The sequence below is a fragment of the Mesorhizobium album genome (genome assembly GCF_033977205.1).
GTDB lineage: Bacteria > Pseudomonadota > Alphaproteobacteria > Rhizobiales > Rhizobiaceae > Mesorhizobium > Mesorhizobium album.
The window spans coordinates 1-12,082 of sequence record NZ_JAVIIW010000083.1 but is presented as its reverse complement, the minus strand read 5'-3'; the positions used below and the strand labels follow the sequence as shown (position 1 = coordinate 12,082).

Annotated in this window: 11 protein-coding genes; 7 read left to right on the top strand and 4 right to left on the bottom strand. The window is 64.1% G+C overall.

The window, feature by feature from the left end; genetic code table 11:
* Positions 1–166 (top strand): formate--tetrahydrofolate ligase (locus RFN28_RS33695; protein ID WP_320291457.1); only part of this gene is annotated, 166 nt, incomplete at its 5' end.
* Positions 167–235: 69 nt separating this feature from the next.
* Here RFN28_RS33695 and RFN28_RS33690 read toward each other — a convergent pair.
* Together RFN28_RS33690 and RFN28_RS33685 are read right to left on the bottom strand one after the other, a co-directional pair.
* Positions 236–1,489 carry a hypothetical protein gene (locus tag RFN28_RS33690; protein ID WP_320291456.1) on the bottom strand — a complete coding sequence of 418 codons (1,254 nt, stop codon included), beginning with the start codon at positions 1,487–1,489 and terminating at the stop codon, positions 236–238.
* A gap of 406 nt (positions 1,490–1,895) precedes the next feature.
* On the bottom strand, positions 1,896–2,537 hold the full coding sequence (locus RFN28_RS33685; RefSeq protein WP_320291455.1) for a cysteine hydrolase family protein: 642 nt from the start codon (positions 2,535–2,537) through the stop codon (positions 1,896–1,898).
* Positions 2,538–2,661: 124 nt separating this feature from the next.
* Between RFN28_RS33685 and RFN28_RS33680 the strand changes: the two genes are divergently transcribed.
* A complete protein-coding gene (locus RFN28_RS33680) occupies positions 2,662–3,660 on the top strand; it encodes a helix-turn-helix domain-containing protein (RefSeq protein WP_320291454.1) in 999 nt (332 codons plus the stop codon).
* A gap of 30 nt (positions 3,661–3,690) precedes the next feature.
* Here the strand turns inward: RFN28_RS33680 and RFN28_RS33675 are convergent, their stop codons facing one another.
* Positions 3,691–4,248, bottom strand: coding sequence for a sugar O-acetyltransferase (locus tag RFN28_RS33675; protein ID WP_320291453.1), 558 nt, complete (start codon positions 4,246–4,248; stop codon positions 3,691–3,693).
* Between the two features lie 148 nt (positions 4,249–4,396).
* Between RFN28_RS33675 and RFN28_RS33670 the strand changes: the two genes are divergently transcribed.
* From RFN28_RS33670 to RFN28_RS33650, 5 genes are all read left to right on the top strand, one after another.
* Complete coding sequence (locus RFN28_RS33670) at positions 4,397–4,858, top strand: DUF4126 domain-containing protein (protein WP_320291452.1); 462 nt, start codon at positions 4,397–4,399, stop codon at positions 4,856–4,858.
* Complete coding sequence (locus RFN28_RS33665) at positions 4,855–6,231, top strand: FAD-containing oxidoreductase (RefSeq protein ID WP_320291450.1); 1,377 nt, start codon at positions 4,855–4,857, stop codon at positions 6,229–6,231. Before RFN28_RS33670 ends, RFN28_RS33665 begins: the two co-directional genes overlap by 4 nt.
* Before the next feature lie 137 nt (positions 6,232–6,368).
* A complete protein-coding gene (locus tag RFN28_RS33660; protein ID WP_320291449.1) occupies positions 6,369–7,424 on the top strand; it encodes a M14 family metallopeptidase in 1,056 nt (351 codons plus the stop codon).
* Between the two features lie 238 nt (positions 7,425–7,662).
* The gene (locus tag RFN28_RS33655) at positions 7,663–9,852 is read left to right on the top strand and encodes an anthranilate synthase (protein ID WP_320291447.1); all 2,190 of its coding nucleotides are present in this window, start codon (positions 7,663–7,665) and stop codon (positions 9,850–9,852) included.
* 5 nt (positions 9,853–9,857) lie between these two features.
* The gene (locus tag RFN28_RS33650) at positions 9,858–10,805 is read left to right on the top strand and encodes a cation diffusion facilitator family transporter (RefSeq protein ID WP_320291446.1); all 948 of its coding nucleotides are present in this window, start codon (positions 9,858–9,860) and stop codon (positions 10,803–10,805) included.
* 31 nt (positions 10,806–10,836) lie between these two features.
* Here RFN28_RS33650 and RFN28_RS33645 read toward each other — a convergent pair whose 3' ends face one another.
* Positions 10,837–11,919 carry a hypothetical protein gene (locus RFN28_RS33645; protein WP_320291445.1) on the bottom strand — a complete coding sequence of 361 codons (1,083 nt, stop codon included), beginning with the start codon at positions 11,917–11,919 and terminating at the stop codon, positions 10,837–10,839.
* Positions 11,920–12,082 lie beyond the last annotated feature (163 nt).

The following is a 12,082-nucleotide window of genomic DNA, read 5'->3' as shown; positions in this document are numbered from 1 at the left end:
GCCGACCGGCCACACCGTGCCGGTGCGCGAGGTCAGGCTTGCGGCCGGCGCCGGCTTCGTCGTCATCATCTGCGGCGAGATCATGACCATGCCCGGCCTGCCCAAGGCGCCGTCCTCGGAAAAGATCTTCCTCAACGAAGAGGGCCAGATCGAAGGCCTGTTCTAAACGTCGCTCGAACGGAAATGGCGAAGGGGCGCCGCGTTGCCGCGGCGCCCCTTTCCGTCGAAACAGCTTTTATCCGGTGTTCCCGGTCGAACCAATCTTCCTGATGCCCGAAACTGACATGCTGACGAATTGATCGAGGACGGTGAAGAAGATATCCAGGCTGAAGCCGAACAGAAAAGCAAAGGTGAATAGGCTGAAGCCAATCCCCGAGACTTCGTCGCCCAGCTTGGTACCCGGCGCAAGGAACCAGGCGAGCACCATGCCTGCCAACACACCCAGTGCGATCCTATGAATCAACCTCGGCAAAGGCGGATTCGGCAGCAGCGGATTAAGGATCATCCGCATCTGAAACATGATCGCTCCCATGGCCCCATAGAGCGCCGGCAATATCCATAGGGCATAGGGGCTAAGCACCGAACTGATCACTCTGATCTGAGCAGTCATCGCCGGAATGGATTCCGGTGTCAGCGTGATCACGCCGGCACGCTGCAAGACTCGGGTCGCCTCCTTGTAATCATAATTTACGTCGTCCGATGCCACGTCTGCTGACGGGTTTTCACTCGCAGGGAGCGGAGCCTGCTGGGTTGACGACATGCCGACATCACAGAGTCGATTTATGTTTTCCTGGTCAGTGTTGTATGAGCGAACGTCGGGACCAGAATTGCTTTCAAATTTACTGGATGAGAACAATTTGCAATATAGACCCTTCATCCCCCAAATTGGAAATTTCGCGTCATCGCTTATGAATTTTTGAGAGTTTGCCCATAGCTCTACGAACCTTTGATTGAGAGAATGAAGGTTATCTTGGGATTGATAATAAGAATCCTTCATTAAAGTAAAATCTGTCGTTGGTGTTCCGTTCGCCAACGCTTTCTGCAATTGTTTTTGCGTTGCCCAGACCTGACGAACCGACTGACTAAAACGGGCGGCAAAATCACTACTGTCAAGCTGGTCGAGCTCAGATCTCAAGGAAATTCCGACGTTGTATTGATATGTAAGCGTCCCGGTTACTATCATTAGCAATATAGAAACAAACACCATCGAATATGTTGCCATCCGGGTCTTAAACGACATATTACCAGGAGACCAACCGTCTCGCAGGGCCACCAGCGTCGTGAATGGCACGACACTGGAACAATCGTTCAGGGCATTCTGCAGATCCGCGACGGCAGTTTGCCCTGCGGTCGCGCCTTCAAGGTGTTCAGCGTTGCCGATGGCCACGATCAGCGAGTTATCCTTGAACACTCCGTAGCGGCCGTAAGCAGCGACCAGCCTGGCATCTGCAATCAAGCCGGACACAAGGGGATCAACTGGAGCGGTCATCGAGATCAGCTCTCGTTCATCACGTCGCCTAGCCTAGAACACCGGGCACGAAGCCGTATTGCGACGGGCATCCGCACGGATATCCGGGCGGTCCGGGCGGCTGCGCCCAGCACCAAAAGGATTGGGTGAAGCAGATGGTCCCCGGGGCGTGCGGAGGAACTTGCGCGAAGGCAGGCCACGGCAACAGCGCGGCAGCGGCGGCGATCGCCAGAACAACCACGGTTCGTGCAATGCGCGCTTTCAATGGAGCCCCCAACGGTCCGCGCCTACTCGAATGCAATATGACTCTCCAGAAGTGCCGGGGCGGCTTCTGTGAAATGGGTCACGCTCTTCTTGGATTATATTTTCATGCCGCAGCAAAAGCGCCACCACGCCGCGGCGCTCTTTGCACTCCCCGTCGATTCAGCTAGGCCGCGTTGCGCTTCAGCGCCCGCTGGTTCGAGGCATAGATCGTGTCGCGTGCCGGCAGGGCGCCGGTCTTGAGGCAATCGATCCATTCCGCGGTCTTGAGCACCGCGGCGAAGCGCGACTGCAACACGACGCTCACCACCCGGTGAATGTCCTCGGCGGACGCGTAGCCGGCGCTGTTGGCGTAAGGCACCGAGCCGCTGGCGTCCGAGAGGAACTCGACGGCAAAGCCCATATGCACGGCATGGACGATGGTCGACAGGTCGCAATTATGCGTCATGTAGCCGACGACCGCGATGGTATCGATGTGATTGGCGCGCAGCCAATCCTCGAGGTCCGTGCCGGTGAAGGCGGAGGGCAGCGTCTTCTCGATATAGTGGTCGCGGGCGCGCCTGGCGATCTCGGGATGCAGCTCGCCACCATGGCTGCCCCTGGCGAAGATCGGTGAGGTCTCCGGCGCCATTTGCTTGACGACGACGATCTTGATGCCGGCAGCGGCGGCTGCGTCCATGGCGCGCCCCACATTGGCGACGCTGTCGGCGAAAGGCGGGTGCTGGATGGCGAGGTTGCCGCCGTTGTAGTCGTTCTGGACATCGACGACGACGAGCGCGCGGCGCGGCTGGGTGGCTGGTGCTGACATGGCGTTTCCTTTCGAACGGGTTGATGGGCGCAAAGCTAGGCCGGACATCCACCCATAGAAAGTGGCCCGGTTGACATTATTCGAAAGAATTGGGACACTTCTGTAGCAACCGATGGTGTCTGCCATGCGCAATCCGATCATCGCCGCCGTCGCCTTCGACGGCATCAGCCCGTTCCATCTCTCCGTGCCTTGCCTGGTGTTCGGTGCGGACCGCACCAAGCTTGGCCTGCCGCGCTTCGACTTCCGTGTCTGTGCGGCCGAACGAGGGCCTATTCATACCGATGCCGGCTTGAGCATTTCGGTCCCGCACGATCTTTCGGCGCTCGACGAGGCCGACATCGTCATCATCCCGAGTTGGAAGGATCTCAATGCGCCTCTGGCAGCGCCGCTCAAGGATACGCTCGAACGGGCGCATGAACGCGGCGCGCTGATCGCGGGATTGTGCCTCGGCACCTTCGCCATCGCCGCCGCCGGACTGCTCGCCGGGCGAAAGGCGACCACGCATTGGGCCTATGCCGATCAGTTGCAGGCGCTTCACCCCGACATCGACGTCGATCCCGACGTGCTCTACGTCGATGAAGGCGACATCGTCACCTCAGCCGGCGTCGCCGCCGGGCTGGATTGTTGCCTGCATATCGTGCGCGCCCGCTATGGCGCCGAGGCGGCGCTGCGGCTTGCCCGCCACGTCGTGCTCTCGCCGCACCGGCAAGGCGGGCAGGCCCAGTTCATCGAACGCCCGCTTGCGCCGACGCCCGCCGCCGACCGGTTCGCGCAGGCCATTGACGAGGTGCGGGCGACAATCGGCGAGCCTCACAGCCTCGACAGCGTCGCCGGAGCTGCCGGCCTTACGCGGCGCACCTTCACGCGCCGCTTCCAGAAGACGACCGGCACCAGCTTCGGCGACTGGCTTGCCGACCAGCGCGTGGCGCTGGCGCAAAGGCTGCTGGAACAGACCGACAAATCGATGGATGTCGTGGCCTTCGAGGCCGGCTTCGGCAGCGCCACCTCGCTGCGCCAGCATTTCGCCGCGCGGCTCAGGACTTCGCCGATGCAATACCGGCGCGAGTTCTCCAGAGCGGTTCCAGGAACAGTGCCAAGCGGTTCTCCGTCCGAAATTGCGTAAGCAAGTCCTGGAGCGCTCAACCTCAGGCGCTCAGCGGTGTGCGGCCAGCCGCGCCGGATTGCCGACCACCGTCGCATTTGCCGGCACGTCGCGCGTCACCACGGCGGCGGCGCCGACGATGGCGCCCTCGCCGATGCTGACGCCGGCGAGGATCACCGCGCTGCCGCCGATCCAGACGTTGTCGCCAATGGTCACCGGTTTGGCGATCTCCAGTCCCGCCTGCCGGCCGGCGGCCTCCCGGTGATGCTCGGCGCAATAGATCTGCACATTCGGCCCAAGCAGCGTCCCCTTGCCGATCCGCACCGGCGCGGTATCGAGGATGGTGCAGCCGGCATTGAGGAAGGCACGATCGCCGAGGAAGAGGTTGAAGCCGTAGGCGCAGTGGAATCCTCCCTCGATGCGCGCGCCCTCGCCCGCGCCTCCGAGCAGTGCCCGCAGGGCCGGGCCGATGTCGCCGCGCTGCCGGGGCGGCAGGTGGTTATGCTCGAACACCGCGTCGCGGGCGGCAACGCGCAGCTCTTCCAACTCCGGGTCGATGCAGGTGTACCATTCGCCCGCCGCCATCTTCATGCGCTCGCTTGTCGTCATCGCCGCTCCTCCGACGCCGCCTCCAGCCAAAGGCACAATCCATCCCAAGCACAATCCATCTCCAGGGAAAAGCCGTGGCCAAATGCCCGGCCTATGCTAGCCTGCCGTCTCGAGGCCGTGCGAGGTCTCGACTTTGAGGGGGTCAATCATGCTTTATTTGCTTGCATTGCTGATCGGTGTGATCGCCGGCCTGCGCGCCATGACGGCACCGGCAACTGTTGCCTGGGGCGCCTGGCTGGGCTGGCTGCCAGTCGGCGGCACCTGGGCAAGCTTCATGGGCCACTGGGCTGCCGTCGGCATCTTCACCATCCTGGCAATCGTCGAGCTCGTCACCGACCAGTTGCCGTCGACGCCGAGCCGCAAGGTGCCGCAGCAATTCGGCACCCGCATCGTCGTCGGCGCCTTCTGCGGCGCAGTGATCGGCGCGACCGCCGGCGCCACCATCGGCGGCCTGATCGCCGGCGCGATCGGCGCGGTGATCGGCACCCTGGGCGGCGCGGAAGCGCGCGCGCGACTGGCTGCCGCCTTCGGCAAGGACCCACCCGCCGCCTTCATCGAGGACGCCGTGGCGATCATCGGCGGCCTGCTGATCGTGGCGGCGGTCGCATGAGCGCGAAGCGCTTCGACGCCATCGTCGTCGGCGCCGGGCAGGCTGGCCCGCCGCTGGCCGGCCGGCTCGACGCCGCCGGCATGAGCGTCGCGCTGATCGAGCGCAAGTTTGTCGGCGGCACCTGTGTCAACACTGGCTGCATGCCGACCAAGACGATGGTTGCAAGCGCCTATGCCGCTCATCTCGCGCGCCGAGCCGCCGACTATGGCGTCGCGCTCGCCGGCCCGGTCGGCGTCGATTACAAGCGGATCAAGGCGCGCAAGGACAAGGTGACGAACGACGCCCGCGGCAACCTCGAAAGCTGGATCGCCGGAATGAGGGGCTGCACGCTCTATCGCGGCCATGCGCGCTTCGAATCCGCCAACACCGTGCGCGTCGGCGACGAGCTGCTGACCGCGCCAAGAATCTTCCTCAACACCGGCGGCCGCGCGTCCGTGCCAGACCTGCCCGGCGTCAGCGACATCCCCTACCTCACCAATTCCTCGATGATGGATCTCGATGTGCTGCCCAGCCATCTCATCGTTGTCGGCGGCAGCTACATCTCGCTCGAATTCGCGCAGATGTTCCGCCGCTTCGGCTCAGAGGTCACGGTGATCGAGAAGGCGCCGCGGCTGGCCGGCCGCGAGGACGGGGACGTCTCGGCCGCGATCCAGTCGATCCTTGAAAACGAGGGCATCGCCGTCCATGTGGGTGCCGACGACATCGCCTTCGCCAGGCAAGGCAACGGTATCGCCGTCACCTTCTCCGCCGGCAAGCCACCGGCGGTCGGCTCGCATGTGCTGCTCGCTCTGGGGCGCGTCCCCAACACCGACGACCTCGGCCTCGACAAGGCCGGCATCGCGGTCGATAAACGCGGATACATCGTCGTCGACGACCAGCTTCGCACGAGCGTGCCCGGTATCTGGGCGATGGGCGACTGCAACGGCAAGGGCGCCTTCACCCACACCTCCTACAACGACTACGAGATCGTCGCCGCCAATCTGCTCGACAACGATCCGCGCCGGGTGAGCGACCGCATCGAGGCCTATGCGCTCTATATCGATCCGCCGCTCGGCCGCTGCGGCATGACCGAGGCGGCGGTGAAGAGATCCGGCCGCCGTGCGCTGGTCGGCCAGCGGCCGATGACTCGCGTCGGCCGCGCCGTCGAGAAGGGCGAGACGCAAGGCTTCATGAAGATCCTGGCCGATGCCGACACCGGCGAAATCCTCGGCTGCGCGGTGCTCGGGCCTGGCGGCGACGAGGCGATTCACTCAGTGCTCGACCTCATGTATGCCAAGGCGCCGATCTCGACGCTTGCGCGCGCCATGCACATCCACCCCAATGTCTCGGAACTGCTGCCGACCATCGCCCAGGATCTGAAGCCGCTGGCCTGAGGCCGCATAAGCCGTCCTCAAGCCGCTGGCCTGCGCAGGCGCCGGATGGCCGCTCTGCGCCCACAGCCCGGCACGGCTGGACCACTCGACAGCCCAGCCGCAAACATGCATGTCTGGCCTCTCCACCGGAGGCACGCATGCAAAAGACGATCGAGCGCATCGCCGGCGACAGCGAAGGCACCACTTACGAATTCCCGGTCTTTCGCTTCGACGGCACGGACAAGGCGGCTCCGACCGCCTATCTGCAGGCAGCTCTTCATGCCGGCGAATTGCCGGGTGTCGTCGCCATCGACGCGCTGATGCCGATGCTTGCCAAGGCTGAAGCGGAAGGCCGCATCAAGGGCGCCGTCACCGTGGTGCCCTGGGCCAATCCGATCGGCCGCGCCCAATATCATTTCGGCGAGCATCAGGGCCGCTTCCATCTCGGCACCCGCACCAATTTCAACCGCGCCTTTCCGCTGCTTGCCGCGCCCGACCTCAAGCTGTTGCCGGACACCAGCCTCGGCGGCGCCGACCAGCGGCTGAAGTCGCGGCTCGTCGAGCTTTCGCTCGGCCACGATATCGTGCTCGACCTCCACTGCGACGACGAAGGCCTCTCCTATCTTTACATCCACACCAGCCTGTGGCCGGCGATGGCCGACTGCGCTGCGGCGATGCGCGCCGATGCCGTCGTGCTGTGGAGCGAAGACACCGATGGCACATTCGAAGGCGCCTCGATCATGCCTTACCAGAACGTGCCGGTGAGCGTCGCGCGCTTCGGCCGCCGTGTCGTCACCACGGTCGAATATCGCGGCATGCTCGACGTCGACGGTGCCCTGGCCGCGTCCGATGCCGCAGGCCTCTACCGCCTGCTGGTGGCGCGCGGTGTTGTCCAGGATCCTTCCATTCCGAAGCCGAGCAGCTTCACCGGCGTCGTCGTGCCGCTGGAAAACATCGACATGACGCCCTCGCCCAGGGCGGGCGCCATCCTCTACGATGTCAAGCCCGGCGATCGCGTCGCGAAGGGCGACAGGCTGGCCACGATCGTCCATACGCCCGGCGAGATCGACGGCCGCACAGAGGTCTTCGCGCCGCAGTCGGGCTTCATCCTGACCAGGCGTTCGCGCCGCATCATCCGCGCCGGCGAGGATCTTTTGAAGCTCGCCGGCGACAAGCGAAGCGGCGACGCGCGCTCGGGCACGCTGGAGGACTGACGACTTTCCGGCTTCACCATTTGCATGAAATCCAGTTGCGCGGGTCGCCATTCGCCGCTATGGGAGTCGCCATGAACATGCGTTCGAACAAGACCGTTTGGTGGTGGGCTCGCTGACAGCGGCCGGTTCGAACGCGCGTGCGTAAAGAAGAGGGTGGCCGCAACGGAATGTCCGGGCGGCCATTTGTTTTTTCAAGCCATTCCCGGGACCGTTGCCCAAAACGCTGATGGAGACGGCAATGACGACAACAGTTCTGGACAACGGGGCCGAGCGCTTCGTCACCGCGGGCGGGGTGACGATCACCCGCGAACGCCATGACAGGCCCTACGAAGGCGCGATCGACGCCTATGTCGAGGGCCTGAATTCCCGCCGCGGCGCGGTGTTTTCCTCCAACTACGAATATCCGGGCCGCTACACGCGTTGGGATACGGCCATCATCGATCCGCCGCTGGTGATCTCGGCGCGCGGCCGCGCCATGCGCATCGAGGCGCTGAATGCCCGTGGCGAGGTGTTGTTGCCGGTGATCGGCAAGGCGCTTGGCGGCTTGAGCGACGTGACCGTCGCCGAGACCTCGAAAAAGCTGATCCGCCTCGATATCGCCAAGCCCGGTCGCGTCTTCACCGAGGAGGAGCGCAGCCGCGTTCCGTCCGTCTTCACGGTGCTGCGCGCCATCACCGCGCTGTTCAAGACCGCTGAGGACGCCAATCTCGGCCTCTATGGCGCCTTCGGCTACGACCTCGCCTTCCAGTTCGACCCGGTCGACTACAGGCTTGAGCGCAAGGAGAGCCAGCGCGACCTGGTATTGTTCCTCCCCGACGAGATCCTGGTCGTCGACCATTACTCGACCAAGGCGTGGACCGATCGCTACGACTATTCCGGCGAAGGCTTTTCCACCGAAAGCCTGCCGCGAGACGGCGTGGCCGAGCCGTTCAGGACCGCAGACCGCATCCCGCCGCGCGGCGACCACGAGCCGGGCGAATATGCGAATCTGGTGCGCAAGGCCATGGAGAGCTTCAAGCGCGGCGACCTGTTCGAGGTCGTGCCCGGACAGATGTTCTACGAGCGCTGCGAGACCCAGCCCTCCGACATCTCCCGCAAGCTGAAGTCGATCAACCCCTCTCCCTATTCCTTCTTCATCAATCTCGGCGAAAACGAATATCTGATCGGCGCCTCGCCCGAGATGTTCGTGCGCGTCAACGGCCGCCGGATCGAGACCTGCCCGATCTCCGGCACCATCAAGCGCGGCGACGATGCCATTTCCGACTCCGAGCAGATCCTGAAGCTGCTCAACTCCAAGAAGGACGAGTCCGAGCTGACCATGTGCTCGGATGTCGACCGCAACGACAAGTCGCGTGTCTGCGAGCCAGGCTCGGTGCGCGTCATCGGCCGCCGCCAGATCGAGATGTATTCGCGCCTCATCCACACCGTCGACCACATCGAAGGCCGCCTGCGCGAAGGCATGGACGCCTTCGACGCCTTCCTGTCGCACGCCTGGGCGGTCACCGTCACCGGCGCGCCGAAGCTCTGGGCCATGCGCTTCATCGAGCAGAACGAGAAGAGCCCGCGCGCCTGGTATGGCGGAGCGATCGGCATGGTAAACTTCAACGGCGACATGAACACCGGGCTGACGTTGCGCACCATCCGCATCAAGGACGGTATCGCCGAAGTGCGCGCCGGCGCCACATTGCTTTTCGACAGCGTTCCCGAGGAAGAAGAAGCCGAAACCGAACTGAAGGCATCCGCCATGCTCTCCGCCATCCGCGACGCCAGGACCGGCAACGCCACCGGCGCCGAACGCACCACCGCGCGCGTCGGCGACGGGCTGAACATCCTGCTCGTCGACCATGAGGACTCATTCGTCCACACCCTGGCCAACTATTTCCGCCAGACCGGCGCCAATGTCTCGACCGTGCGCACCCCGGTGCCGGAAGAGGTCTTCGAACGGCTGAAGCCCGACCTCGTCGTGCTCTCGCCCGGCCCCGGAACGCCGAAGGATTTCGATTGCGCAGCCACCATCAGACGAGCCCGCGCCCGCGACCTGCCGATCTTCGGCGTATGCCTTGGCCTGCAGGCGCTGGCCGAAGCCTATGGCGGCGAGCTGAGGCAGCTGCATATTCCGATGCACGGCAAGCCGTCGCGCATCCGCGTCTCGAAGCCAGGCATCATCTTCTCAGGGTTGCCGAAGGAAGTGACGGTCGGCCGCTACCACTCGATCTTCGCCGATCCGGTGCGCCTGCCCGACGATTTCCTGGTCACGGCCGAGACCGAGGACGGCATCATCATGGCCTTCGAGCATCGCAAGGAGCCGATCGCCGCCGTGCAGTTCCACCCGGAATCGATCATGACGCTCGGGCAGAATGCCGGCATGCGCATCATCGAGAACATCGTCGCGCATCTGCCGCGCAAGGCCAGGGAAAAGGCCGCGTAAGGACGATGACCGAAGCGCGGGAGACGACGACGGCCGCGGCGAAAGCCGCGGCCAGGCAAAAGGTCGAAAGGCTCGCCTTTTGGTCGATCGTCGTCGCCGGCGTCGTGCTCGCCCTCAAGGTCGTTGCCTGGTACATCACCGGATCCGTCGCGCTCTATTCGGACGCGGCGGAATCGATCGTCAACGTCATCGCTTCGGCGGCCACCCTCTGGGCGATCCAGATCAGCTACAAGCCCGCCGACCAGGACCATCCCTTCGGCCATCACAAGGCCGAGTATTTCTCGGCCGTTCTCGAGGGTGTCCTGATTGTCGTCGCGGCCCTCCTGATCCTCAACGAGGTCTGGCGATCCTGGCAGCATCCGGCCCCGCTCGAGCAGCCCTGGAAAGGCCTTGCCGTCAACGGTGTGGCGACCGTCGTCAACGCGATCTGGGCCTGGACCCTGATCCGCGCCGGCCAGAACGCGAAGTCGCCCGCCTTGATCGCCGACGGCCAGCACATCATGACCGACGTTGTGACGTCCGTCGGCGTGTTCGGCGGCCTTGTCGGCGCCGTGCTCACCGGCTGGCAGATCCTCGACCCGGCGCTTGCCGTCATCGTCGCGCTCAACATCCTGTGGCAGGGCTGGCATGTCATCGGCTCATCGATGAGCGGCCTGATGGACCGCGCCGTCGACAGCCAAGAGCACATGCAGATCCGCGACATCATCTCGGCCAATTCGAAAGGCGCGCTGGAAGTGCATGACCTGAAGACGCGCATCGCCGGGCGCGCGACCTTCATCGAATTCCACCTCGTCGTCGATGCCGACATGACGGTCGGCGCCAGCCATGTCATCTGCGACCGCATCGAGGACGCACTCAAGGCCGAGATCCCCTCGGTGCGCGTCACCATCCATGTCGAGCCGGACGACGAGGCGAAGCTGCCGAAAGGCACCACGGCGGTGCCATTCGCGTAGCCTCGCCAGTAAGCTGATATTTGCTGAGACCCTATGGCGTGCAGGCCGACTGCGGCATCGTGTTCAGCCTATAGACCTTGTCGTCGGACTTGGTCTTACCCTCAGCTGTCTTCGAGCAGAGATCGACGATGGCGAGCGCGCTGTTGGGGTTGGCGAGCATCATCGTGCCGCCGGCGCCGCGCTTGAGGAAAATCTCCTTTTGCGAGATGTCGCAGGCAAAATCGCTCATCTTCGAGCTGGCCGAGCACCGCCACTGGTCGGCCTCGCCCTGGCAGGAATAGGTCTGCGTGACCTTGGCTCCCTTCTGCCGGGTCGTCACCGAGACGGCGATATCGGCGCCGTCGGGCCAGTTCGCGGCGTCGCCGCCGGCGGCGAAGGAGGCAAGCTCGACCGGACCGCGGAAGACGCGGATCAACTGCGTCATCTGGTCGGGATGCGATTTCAGATGCGCCTCATCGTAGTCGCGGCCGTAACAGAAGGGCTGGTCCGGCTTCAGCCGCTCGCGCAGCGGCGGCCCGAGTGCCGGATCGATCGGATCGATGCGCGCGAACTCTTCCTTGCAGGTGGCGGCCGGCATCGGGTCGAGGCGGAAATTGTCGTCTTCGCTGCCCAGCGCCTGCCTGTTGTACTCCGCCGTGCCGAGACCTTCCTCGGCGCCGGCATCGAGATACACGTCAGGCTGTAGGTTGGACAGGACCAGCCTGCCCTTGTCGTCGACCTTGAGCGAGGCCAGCGTGCGGTCGCATTCCATGCCGCAGCGGATGCCGCTTGCCTTGTCGCTCGGATCCTCCTTGTTGCACCAGCCGGCCGCCCATTCCGGCCTCTTGGCGCCACGCACCGTGGTGGTGAGAAAGCCGTTATAGGCGGCGTCGGACATCGCGCTCGGCTCCTCATTCGGCCGGCTGACCGGGTCGTGGCCGTAATAGAAGAAGATGCGCGCGACCTTCTGGTGGGGATGCGCCTTGAGATGGGCGGCGTCATAGACGCGGCCGAAGCAGACGTCGGCGCCGTTGGGGCTTAATTCGGTGAGTTTGTTGGCATCATCGGCGCGCGCGGCGCCGGCAAATGCGAGGGCAGCGCCAAGCACCGCGCCCGCCAAGGTCCTCGACGTCATGTGTTCCCTCCTCGCACCGACAGGACTGCGATTCATTTTAGTCTAGTTTCCGTCCATAAACGTGCGTATTTCACTGCGTTTACAATGAGTTGCGCGCGATTGAAAGCGCCTTGACTGGCGTGGAGGGGTCGAAGAGCGCTGTTTGTCGCCAAAATAGTGTCAC